Origin of the sequence: Promicromonospora sp. NFX87, assembly GCF_048564965.1 — a bacterium.
GTDB lineage: Bacteria > Actinomycetota > Actinomycetes > Actinomycetales > Cellulomonadaceae > Promicromonospora.
Genome location: NZ_CP183413.1, coordinates 15,329 through 39,957, shown reverse-complemented (window position 1 = coordinate 39,957; position 24,629 = coordinate 15,329). Strand labels below are relative to the sequence as shown.

Sequence of the window (24,629 nt, the reverse complement as noted above, 5' to 3'; positions counted from 1 at the left end):
GTCCGATTCTCCCTGGCGACAGCGGGGGGAATCGGACAGGCGCTCTACTTCGCGGAACGGGTGGAACGGGTGGAACGGGTCAGGAGCGGAGCTCGCGGTACTTCGCGATGAGGGCCGCCGTGGACGGGTCCTGGGCCGCGAGGGCCGCCTCGTCGCCCGCGACCGCCGGGGCGATCTCCAGCGCGAGCTTCTTGCCGAGCTCCACACCCCACTGGTCGAACGAGTCGATGCCCCACACGACGCCCTGCACGAAGGTGATGTGCTCGTACAGCGCGACGAGCTGGCCCAGCACGGACGGGGTCAGCGCGGGGGCGAGGATCGACGTCGTCGGCCGGTTGCCGCTGAACACCTTGGCCGAGACCAGGTCCTCGGCGACGCCCTCGGCGCGCACCTCGTCGGCCGTCTTGCCGAACGCGAGCGCCTTGGTCTGCGCGAAGAAGTTCGCGAGGAACAGGCCGTGCACGTCGGCGTCGGCGTCGCGCAGGGGGTAGGCGGGGTTCGCGACGGCGATGAAGTCCGCCGGGATGGTCCGCGTGCCCTGGTGGATGAGCTGGTAGAACGCGTGCTGCCCGTTGGTGCCGGGCTCGCCCCAGAAGACCTCGCCGGTCTCGGTGGTGACGGGTGTGCCGTCCCAGCGCACGGACTTGCCGTTGGACTCCATGGTGAGCTGCTGCAGATAGGCCGGGAACCGGTGCAGCTGCTGCGCGTACGGCAGGACGGCGTGCGTGTGCGCGTCGCGGAAGTTCACGTACCAGACGTTGAGCAGCCCCATCAGGACGGGCACGTTGTGCTCGAGCGGCGTGGTCCGGAAGTGCTCGTCCATCGCGTGGAAGCCGCCCAGGAACTCGGCGAACGCGTCCGGCCCGATGGCGACGGCGAGCGACGTGCCGATCGCCGAGTCGACGGAGTAGCGGCCGCCGACCCAGTCCCAGAACCCGAAGGCGTTCTCGGGGTCGATCCCGAACGCCGCGACCTTGTCCAGCGCGGTCGATACGGCCACGAAGTGCTTCGCGACGGCGTCGGAGCGGCCGTCCTCGGAGTCCTCGATGGCGCCTGCCGCGACCAGCGAGCGCCACAGCCAGTCGCGCGCGAGGCGCGCGTTGGTGAGGGTCTCCAGCGTGCCGAAGGTCTTGGACGCGACGATGAACAGCGTGGTCGTCGGGTCGAGGTCGGCGGTCTTCTGCGCGACGTCGGTGGGGTCGATGTTCGAGACGAACCGGACCTCCAGGCCGTCCTGGACGTAGGGCTCCAGGGCCTCGTACGCCATGACCGGGCCGAGGTCGGAGCCGCCGATGCCGATGTTCACGATCGTCCGGACGGGCTCGCCCGTGACACCGGTCCACTCGCCGGAGCGAACCTTCTCGGCGAACGCGTAGACCTTGGCGAGCTCGTCGGCCACGTCGGCGGCGATGTCCTGGCCGTCCACCGTCAGCGGCTCGTCCGACGGGCGGCGCAGCGCCGTGTGCAGCACCGCGCGGTCCTCGGTGACGTTGATGTGCTCGCCGGCGAACATCGCGTCGCGGCGTTCGGTGAGCCGCACCTCGTCCGCCAGGGCGACGAGAGTGGCGAGCACCTCGTCCGTCAGCAGGTTCTTCGACAGGTCGACGTGCAGGTCAGCGGCCTGGTAGCTCAGGCGCTGGGCGCGGTCCGGGTCCGCGGCGAACCAGCCGCGCAGGTCGGGCCGGAGGTTCTTGGAGAGCTCGGTGAGCGAGCCCCAGGCGTTGGTGGTGGTGGCGTCGACAGGCCCACGGGCCGGCTCTGAGGTCATGAGACAACCGTAGTCCGGAGCGCCTCGGCCGCAGCCTCGGCGAGTGTCTGATCCGTCACCTCGTAACCCGCCTCGTCCCCGCCGCCCGGGCCCGCGGCGTCGACCACCGTGCGCTTCGCGGAGAGGTGCACGGCGTCCACGCCGACGCGCAGCAGCGCCGGGATGTCCGCCGCGGTGACGCCGCCGCCCGCCATGATCTCGATGCCCAGCTCGGCGCTGTGCTCGACCAGGGCGGCCAGCCGGTCCAGCCCCTCGCCCGCGCGGGCCGCGCCGCCGGAGGTCAGCACCCGCGCGACGCCGAGCTCGGCCAGCGCGTCGAGCGCGGCGATCGGGTCCGCGATCACGTCGAGCGCGCGGTGGAACGTCACCTCGGCGTCCTCGGCCGCGGCGACCAGGTCGCGCATCCGCCGCACGTCCACCGTGCCGGACGACGTCAGGGCGCCCACCACGACGCCGTCGGCGCCCTGGTCGGTCGCCAGGGTGACGTCCCGCAGCATCAGGTCGATCTCGGCGGCCGAGTACACGAATCCGCCCGGGCGCGGGCGCACCAGGACGTGCACCTCGAGGATCGGGGAGCTGTCGGACGACGGGACCACCGCCGCGGCGTCGACCACCGCCTCGACGAGCGCGGCGCTCGGCGTGATGCCGCCGGTGGCGCCGAGCGCGGAGCAGAGCTCGACGCGGCGGGCGCCGACGCCGGCAGCGATCACCGCCCCGGCCGGATCCTGGACAGCGAGCTCGAGAGCGACACGTTGGGGCACGGCGCCAGCGTAGCCGGGCCCCGGGCCGGTCTGTCGCCCGCCGTGTCCGCCGCCGAGTCGGTAGGGTCCCTGGCATGGCTATCGATCCCAGTGCGATCCTCACGGGTCGCGCCCCCGGGCGTGCCCCGATCGGAGTGATCCTGGGGATCGTCTTCGCGTCGGTGTGCCTCATCGTCATCCTCGCGTTCGACGCGATCACGGGCGGTGCGTCGTTCGTCGTGGGGCTGTCGCTCGCGGTGCTGCCCGTCGCCGTCTGGCTGCCGCTGGTGCTCGCCCTGGACCGGCTGGAGCCGGAGCCGCCGAACGCCCTGATCTTCGCGTTCCTGTGGGGTGCTGGCGTCGCCGCGCTGTTCGCGAGCATCCTGAACACGCTCGGGCTGTCGCTGCTCACCGAGACCGAGCTCACCGGCGAGGAGGAGGGCTGGTACATCGTCGCGACGTTCGGCGCCCCGGTCGTCGAGGAGCTGCTGAAGGGCGCGGTCCTGTTCGGCATGCTCTGGTGGCGGCGCCAGGAGCTGAACGGGCCCACCGACGGCGTCATCTACGCCGCGATGGTGGGCCTCGGCTTCGCGGCGACGGAGAACATCCAGTACTTCATCGACGCCGTCGAGGTGGACCAGCTCGGGTACGTGTTCGTGCTGCGGGCCATCGTGTCGCCGCTGCTGCACCCGCTGTGCACCGCGATGACCGGCATCGGCGTGGCGGTCGCCGCGCTGGCCGGGCCGGGGAGACTGCGCCGGCGGGCTCCGCTGTACGGGCTGCTCGGCGCCATCGCCCTGCACAGCCTGTGGAACGGCTCCACGAAGTTCGGGATCGGCGGCCTGGCCTTCGCCTACCTGGTCGGCTTCGCGGTGCTGATCGGCCTCATCGTGATCCTGGCGCGGGACCGCCGTCGGATCGTCCAGCTCATCGGCCACTACCTGCCGCTGTACGGCCCGGTCGGCATCGTCACGCACGACGACCTGCGGATGCTGTCGACGCTCCCCGGCCGCCGGGCGGCCCGGTCCTGGGCCCGGTCCGCGGGCGGCCGCCCCGCCGAGCGCGCGATGACCGACTACCAGCAGGCCGCGACCGAGCTCGCCCTGCTGCACCAGCGCGCCGGCGCGCAGCGGGATCTCGACCCGCACGGGCTGGAGCAGCAGCGGCAGTACCTGGTGTGGGTCATGCAGCAGGCCCGGGCCGCATTCCTGGCCCGCCAGCCCCGCCCCCCGGCACCCACATGGGGCACGACAGGCTTCGGCCCCCAGGGCCGCCTCTGACGGATCCGTGAAGTAGAGCGCCTGTCCGAGTCTCCCGTGCAGCACCCAGGGAGATCCGGACAGGCGCTCTACTTCGCGGATCCGTCAGAGGGCTTTGGTCAGGTCCAGCAGGAGGGCGCGCAGGAGGGCCGTGCGGTCCGGGATCCGGGCCGTCAGGACGTGCTCGTCGGCGGCGTGGGCGCCGCCGCCCACCGCGCCGAGGCCGTCGAGCGTCGGCGTGCCGACGCCGGCGGTGAAGTTGCCGTCCGACGCCCCGCCCACCGCCACACCGGTCAGCGGCGGCAGGCCGGCCTCCGCGGCGATCTGCGACGCCCGGGCGAAGAGCGCGGCGGACAGCGCGCCCTCCAGCGGCGGCCGGTTGATACCGCCCTCGATCTCGAGCGCGGCGTCGGGCAGCACCGGCGTCAGCGCGCGGATCGCGGAGTCGACCCGCTGCTGCTCGGCGACCGTCCGGGCGCGGACGTCCACCGCGAACGATGCCTCGGCCGGGACTGTGTTGCCCGTGGTGCCGGAGGCAGCGACCGTCGGCGTCACGGTGGTGCCGAGCGCCGGGTCGCCGAGCACGGCGACCGCCAGCACCTGGTGCGCCAGCTCGACCGACGCGTTGACGCCCTTCTCGGGCTCCAGGCCCGCGTGCGCGGCCCGGCCCTTCACCAGCACGCGGTAGATGGAGGTGCCCTTGCGCTCGAGCTTGAGCGCGCCGCCGTCGGCCGAGGCCTCCAGCACGAGGGCGGCGTCCGCCCCACGGGCCTCGTCCTCGATGAGCGTCCGGGACGACGGCGAGCCGATCTCCTCGTCGCCGGTCACCAGGAGGGTGACTCCGGTCCGGTCGTCGAGGGACCCGAGCACGTGCAGCGCCATGGCCAGGCCGGTCTTCATGTCGAAGCTGCCGGGGCCGCGCAGCACGCCGTCGGAGATCCCGAACGGGTGCGTCCGCAGGGTGCCGATCGGCCACACCGTGTCGTGGTGCGCCAGCACCAGCACGCGCGTGGGGCCGCCGAGCCGCCACCGCAGGTGGATGCCGAGCCGCTCGGGCTCCACACCCAGGTGCGCGGCGCCCAGCCGGGCCACCAGGTCGGCGGACCGGGCCAGCGCGTCCGGGTCCGACGACGGCGACTCGCACTCGACCAGCGTCCGGAGGTCGGCGATCAGGGCGTCGGCGTCAGGAGAAGTCATGCCCGCACGGTAGCCGCCGCTCGGGTCAGAGCGAGAGCAGGCGCAGCACGAGAGCCGCCACCGAGAGCAGCATCAGACCGGCCGTCGGGCCGACTCCCGGCCAGTCCTTCGCGCGGACGTGCGTGACGACCGCGCCCAGGAAGTACAGGACGAAGCACGCGGTGGCAGCGATGCCGATCGGCGCCCACCAGATCCCGACGACGGTGCCGACGGCGCCGGCGACCAGCAGCGTGCCGAGCACCGGGACGAGCTTCTCGGGCACACCGAGCTTGGTGGTGAGCGGCTCGACCACCTGCGGGTTGCCCGTCAGCTTGCCGTAGCCGCTGAACGCGGTGACCAGGGCGAGCAGGGCAGAGACGACTACAGACGCAACGAACACGGGTCCTCCGAGGACGACGGCCGGGATACCCGGCGAGAGCAGGCGCCCGTCCGGACGCCTCACGAATCGTCCGGCACCCGCCGAGACTTGCCAAGGGCCGGGTTAGCAACTCACTATGAGTAAGTGACTTCCGAGGCGCCCGCTCCCCGCTCCCTGACCCTGGCCCCCTTGCCGGACTCCGGCGCACCGAACATGGCCGACGACGAGGCGTGCACCGTCTTCCAGCGCACTCTCGAGCTCGCCGGCCGGCGCTGGTCGGGAGCCATCCTCTACGCGGGCGTCGCGGGCGCGCGGCGCTTCGTCGAGTACCGCCGCTACGTCCGCGGCATCTCCGACCGGCTCCTGACCCAGCGCCTGCGCGAGCTGGAGCGGCAGGGGTTCATCGCACGCGAGGTCGTGCCGACGATGCCCGTACAGATCCGCTACGCGCCGACCCCCGCGGGGGCAGAGCTGCTGGAAGCTCTGCTTCCCCTCGGCGAGTGGGGACGCAAGCACTACGACGTGGTCGAGGCGAGCTCGGAGGTCTGACGCCGGCACCGCGCGGGCCGGGCGCCACGACGAGGTGGCGCCCGGCCCGGGCGGCGTCAGGCTGGAGTACCGATCAGCTCAGGAGTGCGAGACGCCGAGGTGGAAGCTGCCCCTCCCCACGCCGGACAGCGTCTTCGAGTTCACGGCGACATAGCGCTCCAGGTAGGCCGCCTCCTCCCCCTGTGTGGCGACGTCGCCCGCCGGGTCCTGCAGGTCGAGCGAGAGCCGCGCACCGCTCACGCGCACGGTGTTGCCGGACGGCTCGGGCAGCCAGTTCCAGGAGTTGTAGTTGATCGTCCCGATCTGCACGCCGAGCTGGTGTCCTTCCGCGAGGGTCCAGTCGGTCGACTTCAGGTCGAACGACAGCCGCCCCCGGCGCTCGATCAGCGCCGCGTTCTCGTCGAACATGGTCGCCCGTCCGTCGGGCGCGACGTCCCAGAGCCGCACCATCACGTCCCCGACCGCACTCGCGTTCAGCGTGACCGACGGCGTGCCGGTGATCCGCACCGCCGACTCGACGGGCGCCGACCACGTCCAGTAGGACGACGTGACGGCGCCCGCGGCGCGGCTCTCCGGCGCGAGCGAAGGGGCGAGCGAGGGCGCGAGCGTCGGCGCGTTCTCCATGTCCCACCCGTCGACCCGGTCCGCCGTCGGCCCCGCCGACCGCGCCGGCCGTGGCCCGCCGTCGTCCACGTAGGAGCCCTTGCGCAGCCGCACCCGGGTCGAGCTGTCGGCCTCGGGCCACGTGTCCTGCGCACGCCAGGCACCGGTGTTGTCCTGGATCGCGTACGCCGGGTCCTCGACACCCGGCTCGACGCCCTTGAGGAACTCGTCGTAGAACCGCATCACCTCGTCGAAGAAGCCTGCGCGCCCCATGGCGAGCCGCCCGTCGGTGACGTCGTTGCCCCGCACGTGGTCCCACGGGCCGAGCCAGCCGCGCTCCACGCCCGTGTGGTTGTCGAGGAAGAGCTCCATGTCCTCGGGCTTGGTGTTGGGCTCGATGAAGCCCTGGGTCACGAACAGCGGCGTGTCCGTGCCCGCGGCGTCCTCGGCCAGGTTGCGGGCGTCCCAGTACTCCGACCCGGCGTCCGGCTCGTTCGGGTCCGACAGGTTGTTCGCCAGGCACTCGGGGTGCCGTTCCTCGTAGCGGGCGTTCTTCGCGTACCGCTTGCTGTCGCCCTTCATGGGCTTCATGGTGGCGATGGAGTTGTACGCCTCGGGGGTGCCCGTCAGGTTCGGCCGGGCGACCTTGTTGCTCCACAGGTAGTTGTACATGTTCCACAGCGGCTCCTGGGCCACCACCGCCTTGAGCGGCTCGAGGTCCAGGTTGTTGCCGGCCAGCCCGGTGACGGCGTCGTACGACTTGCCGTACATGCCGACGTCGCCCGTGGACCACCGCCGGCTCGCGGACCACTCGATCGCCGCGGCGATGTCCGCCTGCTCGCCCGGACCCACCCAGTCGAGGCAGCCGGTGCTGCCGCCGTAGCCGCGGATGTCCACCATGACGAAGGTGTACTCGTGTCTCATGAGGTCGGCGCCGTCGACGAAGTCCCGGAACCGCGCGGACGGGCCCACTACGTCCCAGCCCTCGGGCCCCGTCTGCCCGGCGTGCGCGAAGTACGGCCCGATCGACAGGATGACCGGCGTCCGCACGTTCGGGCCCAGGTGAGCGGGGCGCAGGATGTCGGCGTGCAGCTCGGCGCCGTCCCCCGACGGAAAGTACGCCTGGGTCCACGCCGCGCCCTCGGGCACGCGCTCGTTCTCGTCGTGGGTGACGGGGTCGCCCGCGGCGGCCGTCGTGCCGGCGACGGCCCCGGCCGGACCCGCGCCCGCGGCGGGCACAGCGCTCCCGGCGAACATGAGCGTGGCCGCTGCGGCGACCGCGGGCGCAGTCCTGCTGAGTCTCGTACGAAATCTCATCGAGGCGTCCTCCCTGGGGCCCAGGTCTGAGATGCCTGGGTTCACCTGAGAGGTTAGAGAAGATTCACCCGCAATGCCCCGAATTTAGGCGAGAGCTGATCCCGACGGAGCGCCGCGCCTGACGGTGCGTAGCCCCAGCGCGACGACTGCGGCCACAGCCACGTGCATGGTCACCAGGATCGCGACCGCCCCTGGCGTGGTCCCGGCGAGCGCGCCCACCATGGACGCCAGCAGGACGACGCCGCACAGCACGAACCACACGACCACGCCGCCGCCGCGCACCAGACGCCCGATCAGCACTCGCACGCCCCAGCCGGCAAGTCCCGCCGCGAGCGCGGTGACCGCCGCCGCCACCACCGAGACGGCCTGCACGTCCGCGCCGAGCTGCGCCTCGAGGTTCACGCCGAGCGCCGCGCCGATCAGCCACACCGCCACGGCGACCACTGCCGCGGCGAGCGGCACCGCCCAGGCGGGCCACGAGCTGCTGGTTGCTGAGTTCTCGGTCATGAGATTCCTCCGCTCCTCGGCACGTCCGTCGTGCCTGAGCGCACCCTCTCGAAGACCGGGCACGGCGGCATCAGCCTGTGGTACCGCGTCGTGTGGCCCTCAGGCGGGTGTGCCCGACCGGTGACCCGGGTAGGACGGCGGAACGGCTCAGCCGCGCAGGCCCAGGAACTCCGCCACCCGGTCCGACGCCGGTGCGGCCCGCAGCTCGCCCGCGGCGGCGACCTGGAGGAGCCGTCCCCGGTCCATGACGCCGATCCGGTCGGCGACGGCGGCCGCCTCGGCGTGGTCGTGCGTGACGAACACCGCCGTCGTACCGGTCTCGACCAGCGCCGAGCGCACCTCGCCCGCGAGCCGTTCCCGGAGCTGCCGGTCGAGCGCGGAGAGCGGCTCGTCCAGCAGGAGCAGGCGGGGCCGCGGGGCCAGGGCCCGTGCGAGGGCCACCCGCTGCTGCTCGCCGCCGGACAGCGTGGGCACGGCCCGCTGCTCGTAGCCGGCGAGCCCCACGAGGTCGAGCAGCGTGGACACCCGCTCGTCCCGTTCCGCCCGGGTCAGGTCCTGGGTCTCCAGCCCGTAGGCGACGTTCCGCCGCACGTCCCGGTGCGGGAAGAGCTGCCCCTCCTGGAACATGAGCCCGAACCGGCGCTTGTGGACCGGCACCCCGGCGAGGTCCTCGCCGTCGTACCGGACGCTGCCGCCGGCCAGCGGCTCGAGCCCGGCCACGGCGCGCAGCAGCGACGACTTGCCGCACCCGCTGGGGCCGAGCAGCGCGACCACCTCGCCGGGCGCGACGGTCAGCGACACCCCGTCGACCGCGGTCGAGGCCCCGTAGCGCACGCTGACGTCCCGAACTTCCAGCCCAGCCATCAGAACTCCCCTCCGGCGCGTTCGTCGCGCAACCGCTCGGCCACCATCATCACCGTCGCGGTGAGCACGGCGAGCACCACCGACGCCGCGAGCGCCATCCCGTAGTTCTCGGCGCCGGGCCGTCCGATGAGGCGGTAGATCACGACGGGCAGCGTGGCGCCGTCGGGCCGTGCGAGGAACGACGTCGCGCCGAACTCGCCGAGCGACACCGCGAAGGCGAACCCGGTGGCCAGGCCGACCGAGCGCAGGGCGATCGGCAGGTCCACGGTCCGCAGGACGCGGCCGGGACCGGAACCGAGCACCGCGGCTACCTCCCGCAGCCGGGGGTCGATCGCCCGGAGCACCGGCAGCACCGTGCGCACGACGAGCGGTACGGCGACCACCGCCTGCGCCACGGGGACGAGCAGTCCGGAGGTCCGCAGGTCCACGCCGAGCACCGGCTGGTCCATGGTGATGAGGAAGCCGAAGCCGACGGTCACGGCGGACACCCCGAGCGGGAGCATGAACAGCCCGTCCAGCGCCCCGACGGCGCGGCGCGCGCCGACCGACCGAGGCCGCCGGGACACCACGAGCGCCACGAGACCGCCGACCACCAGGGCGATCACCGTCGCGGCCAGCGCCGTCCGCAGCGAGGTCGCGGTGGCCTCCCACACGGTCACGACCAGCGCGTTGCGCTCGCCGGTGGTCCCGAGCGCCACGTAGTTCCCGGGACCCCAGGAGCCGTCGGGCTCGCGAAAGCTGCGGGCCACCAGGCCGGCCAGCGGCAGCACCATGAGCCCGCCGACGATCGCCGCGCCCACGAGCGCCATCACCATGTCCTGGGGCGACCGCCAGGACAGCCGCCTGGCGGAACCGTGCGCGGACACGAGGCGCAGCGCCGCCTCGCGGCGCCGGCGGGCCCGGGCGGACACCGCGAGGGCGCCCGAGATGACCACGAGCTGCAGGATCGAGAGCACCGACGCCGTCCGCAGGTCCAGGAACTGGGTGGTGCGGGTCCAGATCTCGGTCTCGACGGTGCCGTACCGCACGCCGCCGAGGACCAGCACCACCCCGAACGCGGTGGCGCAGAACAGGAACACCACCGAGGCCGCGGACGCGATCGCGGGACCCAGCGAGGGCAGCGTCACCGTGCGGAAGACCCGCGCGGGCCCCGCCCCGAGGGATGCGGCGGCCTGCTCGGTCCTGGGGTCGAGCCGCTCCCACAGCCCGCCGACGGTCCGCACGACCACCGACACGTTGAAGAAGACGAGGGCGACGACGATCCCGGCCAGCGACTCCTCCAGGCCCAGGAAGCCGAGGGCGCCGCCGGGCGCGAACAGGGTACGGAACGCGACTCCGACGACGACGGCGGGCAGCACGAACGGCACCGTCACGAGCCCGCGCACCAGTACCCGGCCCGGGAAGGACCGGCGGTAGAGCAGGTACGCGAGCGGCAGGCCGAGCAGCACCGAGAAGGCGGTGCCGAGCACCGCCTGGGTCAGCGTGAGCCACACGAGCCGCCACGTGCGCGGGCTGGACAGCACGTCCGCGAAACCGGTGAGGTCGAGCACGCCGTCGGGCACGAAACCGCGGACCACCAGCGCGGCCACGGGCCAGGCGAAGAAGACGGCGAGGAAGCCGAGGGGGACGGCGACCGCCGTCCCCCAGAGCAGCGGCGCGGGCCGCAGGACCGGCCGACCCAGCCTCCGACTCAGCCGACTACGGTCTCTGTCCACCGCTCTATCCACTCGTCGCGGTGCTCGCTCACCTCGGCGGGATCCACCTCGAACGGCGCCTCCGCCTGGGGTGCGAACTTCTTCCAGTCGGCGGGCAGCTCGGTGGCGGGGTCGGCCGGGTACATGTACATCGACTCGGGCAGCGCGGCCTGGGCGTCCTCGCCGAGCAGGAAGTCGACGAACGCCTGGGCGCCCTCCGGGTTGTCCGACCCGGCGAGCACCCCCGCGTACTCGACCTGCCGGAAGCACGTCTCCAGCAGCGCGCTGGTGGTCGACTCCGAGCCGTCCTCGCTCACCGTGAACGCGGGCGACGTCGCGTACGACAGGACGAGCGGGCGCTCGCCGCCCTCGCCCGCACCCGAGAAGTCCACGTAGTAGGCGTCCTCCCAGGAGTCGGCGACCTTGACGCCGTTGTCGGCCAGGGACGCCCAGTAGTCCTCGAACCCGTCCTCGCCGAACGCCCCGACGGTCGCCAGCAGGAAGGCGAGCCCGGGCGACGACGTCGCGGGGTTGCTCACCACGAGCAGGTCCCGGTACTGCGGGTCGGCCAGGTCCTCGAGCGTCTTCGGCACCTCGAGGTCCGACTTCTCGAACCAGGCCTCGTCCGCGTTCACGCAGACGTCGCCCTGGTCGATCGGGGTGAGCGCCCCGCCGAGCTGCTCGACGCCGTCGGGCAGGTCCGCCGGGGTGTACTCCTCGACCACCCCCGCCTCGAGCGCTCGGGACGCGAAGGTGTTGTCGATGCCGAACACGGCGTCGCCGAGCGGCGCGTCCTTGGTCAGCACCAGCTGGTTCACCAGGGTCCCGGCGTCGCCCGCCGCGCTGACCTCGACGGTGAGCCCGGACTCCTTCTCGAACCGCTCGACGACCTTCTCGTCGAGCGCCCAGGAGTCGTGGGTCACGAGGGTCACGGTGCCCGACGCCGCCGGGTCGCCCCCGCCGGAGCCACCGCTCTCCGAGCCGCCGCACCCGGCGAGCAGGAGCGCCACGGAGAGCGCTCCGGCGACCGGAACAACATGGATGGTGCCCTCGCGAGCACCGGAAAGACGCAACATCGTGCCTCGACTTCCTCCGCCGGTCTTACCCGGATCAGGTTCAAGGGTCTGCGGTGTTCCGCACTCTCAGCGCCGTGTGGCGCTCCCCTGTCGTGTCCGGCCAGCCTACTGGCTGGTCGGACGCTACGGTGTAGAGATGGCCAAGATCGAGACGGAACAGACACTCGCCGAGAAGGTCGGCACTCTTGCCCTGACGCTCGCAGCCGGCTGGGTCGCGCAGAAGGCGGTCAGCATGATCTGGAAAGGCGTGACCGGCAACGACGCGCCCAGCAAGGCGGACGACCCGGAGCTGGACCTGGTGCAGGCCACCGTGTTCGCGGCGGTCGCCGCAGGTACCGCGGTGTTCGCGAAGCGCATGGCGGCGAAGGGCGCGTCCACGGCCGCCCTGCGGCTCGCCGCCCGCCGCGCCGCGCGCTGACCCGACGGATGCCCGGCCGGGGATCACCGGGCCGGGCATCCGATCGCAGGCTCAGGTCACGGGCTCAGCCGGACGTGCGCGCCGGCACCTTCCGCGGCCGCCGGGTGAGCAGGGGGTCGTGCCCGCGTGGCCGCCCCACCGGCTCGACGCCGTCCAGCGCGCGTGCGAGGCCTTCCTGCGTGATGCCTCCCCGCTCACGGTCCACCCGCTCGCCGTCGGCTCGTAGCCTGGCCATCACCTGGTCGGCGGCCAGCCGCAGCGGGATGTCCACCCGCTGGGCGGCTTCGTGCAGCAGGTGACCGGCGATCTCCTCGCTCACCCCGCGCACCGCCATGATGACGCCCTTGGCCTGCTCGATCACCGCCTGGCTGACGAAGGCCCTGGTCACGACCGCCTCGGACTTGCGCGCCAGCGCCTCCTTCTGGACCGGCGTGACGTCGATGACGTACCCGACCAGCTCCGGCGACCGGGCGGGGCCGCTGCGCCGGCCGTGGCCGATGACGACCACGGAACGTGTGCGGCCCTTGCGGTCCACTATCCGGTGCGCGCACGCGAACGGCCGGCCCGTCCGCAGCGCCTCGGCGGCGGCCCGCACCACACGGGCGCGATCGTCGGGATGCTTGCGGGACCGGAGCGCCTCGAGGCACGGCTGGACCTCGTGCCGTCTCCACCCGTGCATCGTGTACAGCTCGTCGGACCACCACCAGGTCCCCGACGTGATGTCGACGCGGTAGCTGCCGACGAGCAGGTTGGTCCCCAGGCCGAGAGCATGCGCCAGGTCGCCCGCCGAGAAGCTCGGTGACCGTTCAGCCGTGTCGCCGCCTGCGCCGTCCACGATGCTGAGCCTGGGCTGCAGAGAAGGGGGCATCTTGAACCTCCCAGATCCGAGGTGGACCTGGAGCCGCTTCATGACTCCACCGACTCGATTGTAGGAGCGAGGCGCTGCGAGTGCCAGAGCCCCGTGCCAGCCTGGGACAGGCCCGCCCGAGGGCCGGCACAGGGACCGACCAGTACGGATCAGCAGCACGGATCGAGCAGCGGAGGTGCACCGTGAGCGAGACCCCCTACGACGCGACGACTGACGCGACGACTGACCTGGAAGGCACCGGCAGCGGCACACCGGGGGTCATGGCCCCCGGCCCGCTCCGCACCGACGTCGTGGTGGTCGGCGCCGGTCTCACCGGTGTCGTGACCGCCCAGCTGCTCGCCGACGGCGGCGCCGACGTCGTGGTGCTCGACGCCCGCGGCGCGCGAGCGACCACCACCGCCCGCTCGACGGGCAAGCTCTCAGTGCTGCAGGGCACCCGGCTCGCCCGGATCGCCGCCCGGCACGGCGACGAGGTGGTGCGCGACTACCTCGCGGCCAACTTCGCCGGCCTGGGCTGGCTGCGCCGCACCCTCGAGAACCTGGACGTGCCCGTCGAGAACCGGGACGACCTGACCGTGGCGGCTACCCCCGAGCAGGTGGCCGACGTCGACGCGGTGCTCACCACCTGCGCCCGCCAGGGACTCACCGCGCAGTGGGAGGAGGACCCGCCGTACCCCGCGCGCTCCTACGGCGCGGTACGCCTGCCCGGCCAGGCGCAGGTGGACCCCTTGCGCATGCTCTCGGCGCTGCGCGCCCGCCTGCGCGCCCGCGGCGTTCCGGTGCACGACGGCGTCCGGGTCCACCAGGTGCGTCGGCGCCGGTCCGGCGTCGTGCTGCGCACCAGCCGCGGCGCCGTCCTCGCCGACCGGGTGGTGCTGGCCACCGGCACACCGCCCGGGCGGCTGGGCGGGCTGTTCCTCCGCCTGGAGGCGGGCCGCAGCCTGCTCACCACGTGGGAGATCACCGACCCGGCCGCGCTGCCGCCAGGGTTCGACGAGACCATGTCGATCACCGCCGGGTCGCCCGTGCGATCGCTCCGCACGGCAGGCGGGCTCCTCATGGTGGGCGGCGAGGGCTACACCGTCGGCCGGGAGCGGGACCCGGCCCGGCGGCTGGCCGCGCTGGAGGAATGGACGCGGGTCCACCTCCCCGTGGACCAGCCCCGGCACACGTGGGCGGCCCAGGACTACACCAGTGACACCGGCCTGCCGCTGGTCGGACCGGCCACGCCCGGTGACGACCGCGTGCTCGTGGCCACCGGCTACGCCAAGTGGGGCCTCACGAACGGTGCCGCGGCCGGGCTGGCGCTCGCCGGCCGGATCCTCGGCGACCCCGTCGAGTGGGAGCGGACCTTCGAGCCGTGGGCCCGCAGGCCCGCGCCGAGGGCGAGCACCGCCGCCACCTTCGCCGTGCAGACCAAGGGCTGGGCGCACGCGGCGACCCGCCCGTCCGGACAGCGGCCGGGCGCCCCGCGCGTGTCCCGGGTCTGCCCGCACGCGGGCGCCGTCGTGTGCTGGAACGAGCAGGAGCAGTCCTGGGACTGCCCCGCGCACGGCTCGCGGTTCGAGCCCGACGGCACGCTGATCGAAGGTCCCGCCACCGAGGACCTGTCGCGGCGCTGAACCGCGCGGAACCCCCGACCTGCGCGGATGCGGGCGTCGTCGGGACCCCGTTCCGGTCGAGAAGCGGTTCAAGATGCGAGTGCTTCTGGGCGCCTCGAACGTAGGAGAACCGGAAGAAGCCCGGTGACGACCATCCGTGGAGGTCACTGTGCGAGTCCTCGGTGTCAATGCCCTCTTCCATGACCCGTCGGCGGCGCTCGTCGTCGACGGTCACGTCCTCGCAGCAGCCGAGGAGGAACGGTTCAGCCGACGCAAGCACGGCAAGCGCCCCGTCCCGTTCGCGGCCTGGGAGCTGCCGGAGCAGGCGATGCGGTGGTGCCTCGAGGTCGGCGGCCTGCGGCCGGAGGACCTGGACGCCGTCGCCTACTCGTTCGACCCGGCCCTCGCCAAACCGTCCGACGAGATGGGCCTGCCCGACCCGTGGGACTGGCTGCGGCAGCGGTACGCCGAACGGGCGCCGCAGTTCATCGCCACCGCACTGCCCGGGCTCAACCCCGCCGCCGTGCGCTTCGTGCCGCACGAGGTGTCGCACGCCGCGTCGGCAGCCCTCGCGTCCCCGTTCAGGATCTGCAGCGTCATGTCGCTCGACGGTCGTGGCGAGCGCTCCTCCTACCTCGCCGGCCGGTATGCCGACGGACAGCTCGAGGTGCTCGCGAGCCAGGAGCTGCCGCACTCCCTCGGCCTCGTGTACGAGTCCCTCACCGAGCACCTCGGCTTCCTGCGGTCCAGCGACGAGTACAAGGTGATGGCACTCGCGTCGTACGGCCGGCCGCGGTTCCTGCCCGAGCTGCGGGAGCTGCTCCGGACCACGCCCGACGGCGGCTTCGTGGCCGAGGCTCCCGACTGGTCGCGGTGGGCGGCACCGGCCACGCCCGGCAGCATCCAGGAACCCAGCGGCGCGGGCGGCCTGCCGCCCGACCAGGCGGACCTCGCGGCGTCGGTCCAGGCGCGGCTGGAGGAGCTGCTGGTCGAGCTAGCCACGGCCCTGCACCAGCGGACCGGTGACACCGCGCTGACGCTGGCGGGCGGCACCGCGCTGAACTGCGTGGCCAACTCGCGGCTGTGGCGCGAGACCCCCTTCGAGCACGTGTGGGTCCAGCCCGCGGCGGGTGACTCGGGTACGGCGCTCGGCGCGGCCCTGCAGCTGACGGCGGAGGCCGGCGTCCCGACGGTGCCGATGACGTCGGCGGCCCTCGGCCGCGGCTGGTCCGACGACGAGCTGGCGGACGCGCTGCGCACGGCGCGCGTGCCCTTCACGACCCCCGCCGACCTGCCGGAGCAGGTCGCCGGCGTGCTCGCCGACGACGGGATGGTGGCCTGGTTCGACGGCCGCTCCGAGTTCGGGCCGCGCGCGCTCGGCCAGCGCTCGCTGCTGGCCCACCCGGGTACGCGGGCCAACACCGAACGGCTCAACATCGTCAAGGGACGCGAGCAGTTCCGGCCGGTCGCCCCGATGGTGCTCCTGGAGGACGCCGCGGACATCTTCTCCGGCGGGCCGATCCCGAGCCCCTACATGCTGTTCGTCCACGACGTCGCCCCCGCCTGGCGCGACCGGATCCCGGCGACCGTCCACGTGGACGGCACGGCCCGGATCCAGACGGTGGACGACTCGCAGCCACGCCTCCAGTCGATGCTCCGCGCGTTCCGTGCGCGCACCGGGCTGCCCGTGGTGGTGAACACCAGCCTCAACACCGCGGGCCGCCCGATGGTGGACAGCCCGCGGGACGCGCTGGAGCTCTTCGGCTCCGCGCCCGTCGACGTCCTGGTGCTCGGTCCCCACCTCGTCCGGCGCGCGGACCTGTTCACCGGCGGCCGGCCGTCCGGAGGTGCCGCGTGACGCCTTCGTACTCGATAGTCGTCCCGACGATCGGCCGCCCGCAGCTGGGTGCGCTGCTCGACTCGGTGCGCGTCGCCTGCGCCGTCGGGCCGCCGCCGCTCGACGTCGTGGTGGTCGACGACCGGCCGTTCCCGGCCGAGGGCGTGAACCCGCCCCTCGACCTCGGGCCCGACCCGGTGCCCGGCGTGCGGGTGCTCCGCACCGGCGGCCGTGGCCCGGCCGCCGCCCGCAACACCGGCTGGCGCAGCGTCCGCACGGAGTGGGTCGCCTTCCTGGACGACGACGTGGTGGTCCCCGAGCTCTGGGCGGCGACCCTGGAGCAGGATCTCGCGGCCGCCGGCCCCGACGTCGGTGGCGTGCAGGGCCGGATAGTGGTGCCGCTGCCGAGCCACCGGCCCCCGACCGACCTCGAACGCAACACCGCCGGGCTGGAGACGGCTGCCTGGGCGACCGCCGACATGGCCTACCGCCGGGCCGCGCTGGAGGCGGTGAGCGGCTTCGACGAGCGCTTCCCCCGTGCGTACCGCGAGGACGCCGACCTCGCGCTACGGGTCCGCGAGGCGGGCTGGGACCTCGTCCGTGGCGTCCGGTTCGTCGAGCACCCCGTCCGGCCCGCCGGGAACCTGGCGAGCGTCCGGGCCCAGGTGGGCAACGCCGACGACGCGCTGCTGCGCACGCTGCACGGCCGCGACTGGCGCCGGCGCACCGAGGCCGGCCGAGGCCGCCTGCCGTGGCACGCCGCGACGGTGGCGGCGGGCCTGACGGCGCTCAGCGGCTGCGTGGCCGCAGCCCTCCCCGGCACGCGCGACCCGCACGCTGCGCGGACCACCGCTGCCCTCGCCGGTTCGGCCTGGGCGGCGCTCACCGCGATGTTCGCCGCGCAGCGGCTCCGGCCCGGGTCACGGCCCGGCGACGACGGCTTCGGCCCGGAGCTGCGCCGCATGGTCGTGACGAGCGCGCTGATCCCGTTCGCCGCCGTCGCGCACCGCGTGCGCGGGGCGTGGCGGTGGCGGCGCGGGCTGGACGGGCGCGTGCCGGCCTGGCCGCCGCCCGTCCGCGCGGTGCTGTTCGACAGGGACGGCACGCTCGTCCGCGACGTGCCCTACAACGGCGACCCGGACGCCGTCGACCCCATGCCGGGCGCACGGCGCGTGCTGGACGGGCTACGGGCCGGCGGCGTGCGGGTCGGCGTGGTCTCCAACCAGTCGGCGATCGGGCGAGGGCTGCTCACGAGCGAGCAGGTGGATGCGGTGGACGAGCGGGTCCGCCGGCTGCTGGGCCCGTTCGACACCTGGCAGCGCTGCCCGCACCGGCCGGAGGAGGACTGCACGTGCCGCAAGCCCGAGCCGGGCCTCGTGCTCCGCGGGGCCGCGGCGGTCGGGGTGCTCCCGGCGGAGTGCGCGGTGGTCGGGGACATCGGCTCGGACGTGGGCGCCGCCGTGGCTGCCGGCGCACGAGGCGTCCTCGTGCCGACCGAGGTGACCAGGCGCGAGGAGCTGTCCGCCGCTCCCGTCGTGGCCGCGACTCTCGATGAGGTGGTGATGTTGCTATGACCTCCGCGGAACGCCCCGTCCGGGTGCTCGCGATCCGGCTCGACAGCGACGGGGACGTGCTCCTGACCGGCCCCGCCGTACGCGCGCTGGCCGCTACCTACGACCAGGTGGACCTCCTGGTCTCCGGCTCGGGACTGCAGGCCGCCGAGCTGCTGCCCGGCGTCACCGAGACGCTGCGGTTCGACGCACCGTGGTCCGGCGCGGAGCCGCCCCAGGTCTCGGCCGAGGCGGTGCTCGACCTCGTGGCCGGCCTCGTCGCGCGCCGGTACCAGCTCGCGGTGATCTTCACGTCGTTCCACCAGTCGCCGCTCCCGATGGCGCTGCTGGCGCGCCTCGCCGGCGTGCGCCGGATCGTCGCGGTGAGCGAGGACTACCCGGGCTCGCTGCTCGACGTACGGCACAAGCGTCCACCGGGGCTGCACGAGGTGGAGGCGGCCCTCGACCTCGCGGAACAGGCGGGAGCCGTGCTGCCGGTGGAGGACGACGGGCTGCTCGCCGTCCGCCGTCCGCTCCCCGCCCTGCCCGCGCGGGCCGAGCGCGCGCTCCGTGCCGGGGGCGCGCTCGGCGCCGAGGGTGCCTGGCGGAATCGTTCGGTGGTCCTCCACCCCGGAGCGTCGGTACCCGCCCGGGCGCCGCTGCCGGAGGACGCCCGGGCCATCGCCGAACGCCTCGCGCACGACGGCTGGGAGGTACTCGTGACGGGCGCCGCGGCGGAGCGGGACCTCACCGCGTACGTGGCCGGTGACCACGCCACCGACCTGGGCGGGCAGACCAGCCTGGCCGAGCTCGCCGCCGTCCTGGAGTCGGCGGCCTGCGCGGTCGTCGGGAACACCGGCCCGGCGCACCTGGCCGCGGCCGTCGGCACGCCGGTGGTCAGCCTGTTCGCGCCGGTGGTCCCCGCCGACCGGTGGGCGCCGTACGGGGTGCCCCGGCTGCTCCTCGGTGACCAGGGTGCCGCGTGCCGCGGCACGCGGGCCCGCACGTGCCCCGTGGCGGGCCACCCGTGCCTCGCGTCGGTCACGCCGGAGCAGGTGTCCGACGCCGTCGCGCGCCTCACGTACCCGCAGCCCCGAGCGTCGGCGACCGCCGGCGGGAACAGAGTAAAGGGATGGCCCTCATGAGGATCCTCCTGTGGCACGTGCACGGGTCGTGGACCACCGCCTTCGTCCAGGGCGAGCACGAGTACCTGGTGCCGGTGCTGCCCGGCCGGCCCGCCGACGGACGCGGGCGCGCCCAGACCTGGGACTGGCCCACCTCCGTCCGCGAGCTGGACCCCGCCGGGCTGCGCCGGGCCTTCGACGAGGAGGGGGTGGACGCCGTGGTGCTCCAGCGGCCGCACGAGGCCCGCCTCCTGCGCGAGTGGACCGGACGCCTGGCCGGGCGGGACGTGCCCACCGTGTACCTGGAGCACGACGCCCCCGGCGGCCCCGCCGCCGCCACCCGGCACCCCCTGGCCGACGTCGATATCGCGACCGAGGGGCGCGTCCCGATCGTGCACGTGACCCAGTTCAACGCCCTCATGTGGGACACCGGCCCGGCACGCACCGCCGTGATCGAGCACGGCATCCCCGACCCGGGCCACCGGTACACCGGCGAGCGCGAGACCGTCGCGGCGGTGGTGAACGAGCCGGTGCGCCGGTGGCGGGCAGCGGGCACGGACGTGCTGCTGGAGGTCGCCCGCCAGGTCCCTGCCGAGGTGTACGGGATGGGCACGTCGCTCCTGGCGGAGCACCTCTCGCCCCTGGGCCCGACGGCTGCGGGAGCCGCCGACCGCCTGTACGACCTGCCCCAGTCGGAGCTGCACGACCGGCTGGCGGGGGCCCGTGCCTACCTGCACCCGTACCGGTGGACGAGCCTCGGGCTCGCCCTGCTGGAGGCCATGGCCCTCGGCCTGCCCGTGCTCGCCCTGCCCGTCACCGCCGCGTACGCGGCGGTGCCGCCCGAGGCCGGCGTGCTCAGCGCCGACCCGGACGAGCTCGCGGCAGTCGCCCGGCGCTGGCTCGCCGACCCGGAGGAGGCCGCCGCGCACGGCAAGGCCGCCCGGGAGCACGTGCTCACCCACTACCCGCTCGACCTGTTCCTCGACCGCTGGACCACCCTGCTGACACAGGAGGTGTCGCCATGAAGATCGGCATGATCTCGGAGCACGCCAGCCCGCTCGCCGTACTCGGTGAGGCGGACGCCGGTGGGCAGAACGTCCACGTCGCGGCGCTGGCACAGCGCCTCGCCGCGGACGGCCACACCGTCGACGTCTATACGCGGCGCGACGACCCGGCGCTCCCGGAACGGGTTCCCCTCACCGACGGCGTCGACGTCGTGCACGTCGACGCCGGCCCGCCCGAACGGTTGCCGAAGGACGACCTGCTGCGCTGGATGGACCAGTTCGGTGACGACCTCGCGGCCCGCTTCACCGACCCCGAGGCACGGCCGGACGTGCTGCACGCGCACTTCTGGATGTCGGGCCTGGCCGCGCTGCGCGCGACCCGCCGGGCGGACGACGACCTGCCCGCCGTACCGGTGGTCCAGACCTTCCATGCGCTGGGCTCGGTCAAGCGCCGGTACCAGGGCGCCGCGGACACCAGCCCCACCGCGCGGATCCCGCTGGAGCGGACCCTGTGCGCCGACGTGGACCTGGTGATCGCCACCTGTCAGGACGAGGTGCGTGAGCTACGACAGCTGGGCGCGACGGACGACCGGGTCCGCGTGGTGCCGTGCGGCGTCGACCTCGGTGTGTTCACGCCCGGCACCGCCCGGACGCACCAGGAGGACGAGGACCGGCCCCTCCGCCTGCTGTCCCTGGGCCGGCTCGTGGAGCGCAAGGGGGTCGCGACCGTCGTCGAGGCGCTCGCCCGGCTCGGCGACGGGGCTCCCCCGGTGGAGCTGCTGGTCGCCGGCGGGCCGCCGCTCGGCGAGCTCGACCGCGACCCCGAGGTGCGCCAGCTGCGGGACCGGGCCGAGCGGCTGGGCGTCGGCGACCGGGTGCGGTTCCTCGGCGCGGTGTCGCACGAGGACGTCCCGAACCTGCTCCGGGACGTCGACGTCGTGGCCTGCACACCCTGGTACGAGCCGTTCGGCATCGTGCCGCTGGAGGCCGCCGCGTGCGGGCTGCCCGTGATCGCCTCCGCGGTCGGCGGCATGCTCGACACGGTGGTGCACGAGCGCACCGGCCTCCTCGTCCCGCCGCGTGATCCCGCCGCCGTCGCCGACGCGCTGCTGCGGCTCTCGGACCGCCGGTTCCGGCTCCGGCTCGGAGCCGGGGCCCGGGTCCGCGCCGAGCGCCAGTACGGCTGGGCCGCCGTGGCCCGGCAGACGGCCGAGGCATATGCCGAGGTCGTCAGTTCCTCGTCCGCCCGCAGGCCCCTGCCGCAGCGGTCTGCGACGGGCGCTCCGCTGGTTTCCGCAGGAGGTACCCGATGAGTTCCGAGTCCGTCCGACCGACCGCCCTCCAGCCCTCCTCCAGCGGCCGGAGCTGGCTCCGACAGCACCGCGCCGACCTCACGGTGGGCCTCGACCACCTCAGCGCCAGCTTCGACCGGATCGAGGCCTGGGGCCAGGACCTCGCCGAACGGCTGGTCTCGGGCCATCGGCTGCTCGTGGCGGGCAACGGCGGCAGCGCCGCCGAGGCCCAGCACCTGACCGCCGAGCTCGTCGGCAGGTTCGAGGACGAGCGGATACCGCTCGCCGCGATCGCCCTGCACGCCGAGACCTCCAGCCTCAGCGCGATAGTCAACGACTACGGCCAGGACGAGATGTTCGCCAGGCAGGTCGCGGCGCACGGCAGGCCGGGCGACGTCCTGCTCTGCCTGTCGACGTCCGGCGCGAGCGCCAACGTGCTCGTCGCGGCCCGGCGGGCCCGGGAGCTCGGGATCACCACCTGGGCGCTCACCGGCCAGGCGCCCAATCCCCTCGCAGCGCTGTGCGACGACGCGCTCACGGTCCCGTCGGCGTCCACGTCGGCGGTGCAGGAGATCCACCTCGTCGTCGCGCACAGCCTGTGCGCGGTGCTCGACGCCCACATCGCCGGCAGCAGCGCACGGACCCGCCGTCCGGGGTCGCAGAGATCCCGGTCGAGGACGGCCGGAGCACGCGCATGACCGAGAACGGCGCCGTCGTCGGTGACCTCTCGCGCAGGCTGTCCGGCTCCTCGTCCGGCTCCTCGTCCGGCGGAGAGGTCGCCCGGCCACGGGTCGCCGTCGTCGGGGACGTCCTGCTCGACCGGGACGTCGACGGCTCGGTCACCCGGCTGGCGCCTGACGCCCCCGTGCCGGTCGTCGACGTGGCGGAGGTCCGGCAGAGCCCGGGTGGCGCGGGGCTGGCCGCGCTGCTGTGCGCGCAGCGGGCCGACGTCGTGCTCGTCGCACCCCTCGCGGACGACGCGGACGGCGAGGAGCTGCGCCGTCAGCTCGCGGACGTCACGGTCGTCCCGCTCGGGCACGAGGGCCCGACCCGTCGCAAGACGCGCGTCCGCAGCTCGGGGCAGGGACTGGTCCGGGTCGACGACGGCGGGCCCGGCACCCCGCTCGGCGTGAACGAGGCGACCGCCGAACGGGTGCGGAACGCCATCGCGGGCTGCGACGCGGTGCTCGTCGCCGACTACGGCGGCGGTGTCACCCTGGAGCCGCTGCTGCGTGAGGTGCTCGCCGAGTCGGCAGCACGCGTGCCGCTCGTGTGGGACCCGCACCCGCGCGGCGGCGAGCCCGTGCCCGGCACGGCGCTGGTGACGCCCAACGCGGCGGAGGCCGAACGCGCGGCGCGGCAGCTCCCGCTGCCGCCCGCCGACGAGGACACCGAGCTCCCTGCGGTGGCGGACGTTCTGCGCCGGGCCTGGGACGCGCGGGCGGTCAGCGTCACCGCCGGGGACCGGGGCGCCTTCGTCGCCACCCGGCCGCCCGACGGGGACGGTACCGACGACGGCCCGGGCGTCATCCGGCACCTGCCGACCGAGCCCGCGCACGGGCCGGATCCCTGCGGGGCCGGCGACCGCTTCGCCGCGACGGTGGCGGACCGGATGGCCCGCGGGGACGAGGCCACCACCGCCGTCCGGGAGGGTGTGGTCGCGGCGAGCGCCTGGGTCGCGTCAGGGGGTGCGGACGGTTTCCGGCGCGCCCGCGAGGCCGCTCAACGGCCCGCCGAGCGGAGCAGCCCCGAGTCCCTGGAGGAGCTCGGCGCCCGGCTGCGCGCGGCGGGCGGTGTGCTGGTCGCGACCAGTGGTTGCTTCGACCTGCTGCATGCCGGCCACGTCAGCATGCTCGACACCGCGCGCCGGCTCGGCGAGCACCTGGTGGTGCTGGTCAACTCCGACCGTTCGGTGCGTCGCCTCAAGGGGCCCGAGCGACCGGTGGTGCCGCTGGCGGACCGGCTCCGCGTCCTGGAGGGCCTCGCGAGCGTCGACGCCGCCGTCGTGCTGGACGACGACGAGCCGTCGGCCGCCGTCGCCGCGCTCCGTCCGGACATCTGGGCCAAGGGCGGCGACTACACGTGGTCCGAGTTGCCCGAGGCCGCTGTCGTCCGCTCCTACGGGGGACGTGTGGTGACCCTGCCGTACCTCCCGGGCCGCTCGACGACCGGGCTCGTCAGCCAGGTCCGGGCGGCCGAACCCCTGCCCGCCTCGATCCCACCGACCATGAGGAGGTCATCATGACCGCAACCACGACACCTGCTACCGCACCGTCCGCCGGCCCCGCTCCTGCCTCTCCGCTCACGCCCAGGTCCGTCGGCACGGTCTTCGTCACCGGCGGCTCGTCCGGCCTCGGCGCGGCGCTCGTCGACGTCCTGACCGCCGCGGGCGGCACGCCGGCCGTGCTCGACGTGGCGGAGCCGGCCGCGGACGTGCCGTTCGCTGCCGCCGACCTCGGCGACCCCGGCGCCGCACAGGCCGCCGTCGACTCGCTGGTGGAGCAGGTGGGCCCGCCCGACGCGGTGGTGACGGCCGCCGGGATCGACGCGTGCGGCCCGCTCCTCGACATCGATCCGGAGGACTGGGAGCGCGTCGTCCGCGTCAACCTGTTCGGCACCGTCTCGGTGGTCCGGGCCGCCCTGCCGTACCTGGAGGAACGGCGCGGCACGGTCGTCACCGTCGCCTCGACGCTCGCGCTGCGCGGTGCGGGCGACGCGACGGCGTACTGCGCGTCGAAGTGGGGGATCCGCGGGTTCACCCAGGCCCTCGCGGCCGAGTACGCGGGCCGGGTCGGCGTGACGTGCCTGATTCCCGGCGGCATGCGGACGCCGTTCTTCGACGGCCGCACCGAGCAGTACAAGCCGGGCCCGGACGCGGACCTCAACGATCCGGCCGCGACGGCCGCAGCCGTCGTGACGGCGCTGACCCAGCCGCAGGGCAGCGAGATCAGGGAGATGCTGGTCATGGCGTCAGGAGAGGCGTCGTGGCCGTGACCTGGCGGC

22 protein-coding genes and 1 riboswitch are annotated in these 24,629 nt (G+C 74.2%); of the genes, 12 read left to right on the top strand and 10 right to left on the bottom strand.

The window, feature by feature from the left end; translation table 11 throughout:
* Positions 1 to 79: 79 nt before the first annotated feature.
* The gene (gene pgi / locus ACNYC2_RS00185; protein ID WP_419705131.1) at positions 80 to 1,768 is read right to left on the bottom strand and encodes a glucose-6-phosphate isomerase; all 1,689 of its coding nucleotides are present in this window, start codon (positions 1,766 to 1,768) and stop codon (positions 80 to 82) included.
* On the bottom strand, positions 1,765 to 2,529 hold the full coding sequence (locus tag ACNYC2_RS00180; protein WP_419705130.1) for a copper homeostasis protein CutC: 765 nt from the start codon (positions 2,527 to 2,529) through the stop codon (positions 1,765 to 1,767). The genes pgi and ACNYC2_RS00180 overlap by 4 nt, the downstream gene beginning before the upstream one ends.
* A 74-nt stretch (positions 2,530 to 2,603) precedes the next feature.
* Here ACNYC2_RS00180 and ACNYC2_RS00175 point away from each other — a divergent pair, with 74 nt between their 5' ends.
* Complete coding sequence (locus tag ACNYC2_RS00175) at positions 2,604 to 3,788, top strand: PrsW family intramembrane metalloprotease (RefSeq protein WP_419705129.1); 1,185 nt, start codon at positions 2,604 to 2,606, stop codon at positions 3,786 to 3,788.
* 84 nt (positions 3,789 to 3,872) lie between these two features.
* Here the strand turns inward: ACNYC2_RS00175 and ACNYC2_RS00170 are convergent, their stop codons facing one another.
* Both ACNYC2_RS00170 and ACNYC2_RS00165 read right to left on the bottom strand, forming a co-directional pair.
* The gene (locus ACNYC2_RS00170) at positions 3,873 to 4,964 is read right to left on the bottom strand and encodes a M20/M25/M40 family metallo-hydrolase (protein ID WP_419705128.1); all 1,092 of its coding nucleotides are present in this window, start codon (positions 4,962 to 4,964) and stop codon (positions 3,873 to 3,875) included.
* Between the two features lie 25 nt (positions 4,965 to 4,989).
* On the bottom strand, positions 4,990 to 5,406 hold the full coding sequence (locus ACNYC2_RS00165) for a DoxX family protein (RefSeq protein WP_419705127.1): 417 nt from the start codon (positions 5,404 to 5,406) through the stop codon (positions 4,990 to 4,992).
* Between the two features lie 60 nt (positions 5,407 to 5,466).
* Between ACNYC2_RS00165 and ACNYC2_RS00160 the strand changes: the two genes are divergently transcribed.
* Positions 5,467 to 5,871 carry a winged helix-turn-helix transcriptional regulator gene (locus ACNYC2_RS00160; protein WP_419705126.1) on the top strand — a complete coding sequence of 135 codons (405 nt, stop codon included), beginning with the start codon at positions 5,467 to 5,469 and terminating at the stop codon, positions 5,869 to 5,871.
* 78 nt (positions 5,872 to 5,949) lie between these two features.
* Here ACNYC2_RS00160 and ACNYC2_RS00155 read toward each other — a convergent pair whose 3' ends face one another.
* The 5 genes from ACNYC2_RS00155 to ACNYC2_RS00135 form a co-directional block, all read right to left on the bottom strand.
* Entirely contained in the window at positions 5,950 to 7,791 is a 1,842-nt protein-coding gene (locus ACNYC2_RS00155) for a CocE/NonD family hydrolase (protein WP_419705125.1), read from the bottom strand.
* 84 nt (positions 7,792 to 7,875) lie between these two features.
* The gene (locus tag ACNYC2_RS00150) at positions 7,876 to 8,298 is read right to left on the bottom strand and encodes a DUF6069 family protein (RefSeq protein WP_419705124.1); all 423 of its coding nucleotides are present in this window, start codon (positions 8,296 to 8,298) and stop codon (positions 7,876 to 7,878) included.
* Positions 8,299 to 8,445: 147 nt separating this feature from the next.
* Positions 8,446 to 9,162 (bottom strand): ABC transporter ATP-binding protein, encoded by a 717-nt coding sequence (locus tag ACNYC2_RS00145; protein WP_419705123.1) that lies wholly within the window; start codon positions 9,160 to 9,162, stop codon positions 8,446 to 8,448.
* Positions 9,162 to 10,856, bottom strand: coding sequence for an ABC transporter permease (locus ACNYC2_RS00140; RefSeq protein WP_419707746.1), 1,695 nt, complete (start codon positions 10,854 to 10,856; stop codon positions 9,162 to 9,164). The genes ACNYC2_RS00145 and ACNYC2_RS00140 overlap by 1 nt, the downstream gene beginning before the upstream one ends.
* Entirely contained in the window at positions 10,853 to 11,932 is a 1,080-nt protein-coding gene (locus tag ACNYC2_RS00135; RefSeq protein WP_419705122.1) for a thiamine ABC transporter substrate-binding protein, read from the bottom strand. The genes ACNYC2_RS00140 and ACNYC2_RS00135 overlap by 4 nt, the downstream gene beginning before the upstream one ends.
* A riboswitch (TPP riboswitch) is annotated at positions 11,927 to 12,031 on the bottom strand. (Overlaps the previous gene by 6 nt.)
* Before the next feature lie 37 nt (positions 12,032 to 12,068).
* Here ACNYC2_RS00135 and ACNYC2_RS00130 point away from each other — a divergent pair.
* Positions 12,069 to 12,350, top strand: a complete 282-nt coding sequence (locus tag ACNYC2_RS00130; protein ID WP_116677200.1) for a DUF4235 domain-containing protein — start codon at positions 12,069 to 12,071, stop codon at positions 12,348 to 12,350.
* A gap of 64 nt (positions 12,351 to 12,414) precedes the next feature.
* Here the strand turns inward: ACNYC2_RS00130 and ACNYC2_RS00125 are convergent, their stop codons facing one another.
* Entirely contained in the window at positions 12,415 to 13,218 is an 804-nt protein-coding gene (locus ACNYC2_RS00125; RefSeq protein WP_419705121.1) for a PAS domain-containing protein, read from the bottom strand.
* Positions 13,219 to 13,400: 182 nt separating this feature from the next.
* On the opposite strand from ACNYC2_RS00125, the gene ACNYC2_RS00120 reads away from it, so the two are divergent.
* From ACNYC2_RS00120 to ACNYC2_RS00080, 9 genes are all read left to right on the top strand, one after another.
* Positions 13,401 to 14,840 carry an FAD-dependent oxidoreductase gene (locus ACNYC2_RS00120; protein WP_419705120.1) on the top strand — a complete coding sequence of 480 codons (1,440 nt, stop codon included), beginning with the start codon at positions 13,401 to 13,403 and terminating at the stop codon, positions 14,838 to 14,840.
* A 148-nt stretch (positions 14,841 to 14,988) separates the two neighbouring features.
* The gene (locus ACNYC2_RS00115; protein WP_419705119.1) at positions 14,989 to 16,677 is read left to right on the top strand and encodes a carbamoyltransferase; all 1,689 of its coding nucleotides are present in this window, start codon (positions 14,989 to 14,991) and stop codon (positions 16,675 to 16,677) included.
* Positions 16,674 to 18,230 (top strand): HAD-IIIA family hydrolase, encoded by a 1,557-nt coding sequence (locus ACNYC2_RS00110; protein WP_419705118.1) that lies wholly within the window; start codon positions 16,674 to 16,676, stop codon positions 18,228 to 18,230. The genes ACNYC2_RS00115 and ACNYC2_RS00110 overlap by 4 nt, the downstream gene beginning before the upstream one ends.
* Positions 18,227 to 19,351, top strand: a complete 1,125-nt coding sequence (locus ACNYC2_RS00105; RefSeq protein ID WP_419705117.1) for a glycosyltransferase family 9 protein — start codon at positions 18,227 to 18,229, stop codon at positions 19,349 to 19,351. The genes ACNYC2_RS00110 and ACNYC2_RS00105 overlap by 4 nt, the downstream gene beginning before the upstream one ends.
* Positions 19,348 to 20,355 (top strand): glycosyltransferase family 4 protein, encoded by a 1,008-nt coding sequence (locus ACNYC2_RS00100; RefSeq protein ID WP_419705116.1) that lies wholly within the window; start codon positions 19,348 to 19,350, stop codon positions 20,353 to 20,355. The genes ACNYC2_RS00105 and ACNYC2_RS00100 overlap by 4 nt, the downstream gene beginning before the upstream one ends.
* The gene (locus tag ACNYC2_RS00095) at positions 20,352 to 21,647 is read left to right on the top strand and encodes a glycosyltransferase (RefSeq protein ID WP_419705115.1); all 1,296 of its coding nucleotides are present in this window, start codon (positions 20,352 to 20,354) and stop codon (positions 21,645 to 21,647) included. The genes ACNYC2_RS00100 and ACNYC2_RS00095 overlap by 4 nt, the downstream gene beginning before the upstream one ends.
* Complete coding sequence (locus ACNYC2_RS00090; protein ID WP_419705114.1) at positions 21,644 to 22,324, top strand: D-sedoheptulose-7-phosphate isomerase; 681 nt, start codon at positions 21,644 to 21,646, stop codon at positions 22,322 to 22,324. The genes ACNYC2_RS00095 and ACNYC2_RS00090 overlap by 4 nt, the downstream gene beginning before the upstream one ends.
* On the top strand, positions 22,321 to 23,871 hold the full coding sequence (locus tag ACNYC2_RS00085) for a PfkB family carbohydrate kinase (RefSeq protein WP_419705113.1): 1,551 nt from the start codon (positions 22,321 to 22,323) through the stop codon (positions 23,869 to 23,871). The genes ACNYC2_RS00090 and ACNYC2_RS00085 overlap by 4 nt, the downstream gene beginning before the upstream one ends.
* Positions 23,868 to 24,620, top strand: coding sequence for an SDR family oxidoreductase (locus ACNYC2_RS00080; RefSeq protein ID WP_419705112.1), 753 nt, complete (start codon positions 23,868 to 23,870; stop codon positions 24,618 to 24,620). The genes ACNYC2_RS00085 and ACNYC2_RS00080 overlap by 4 nt, the downstream gene beginning before the upstream one ends.
* Positions 24,621 to 24,629 lie beyond the last annotated feature (9 nt).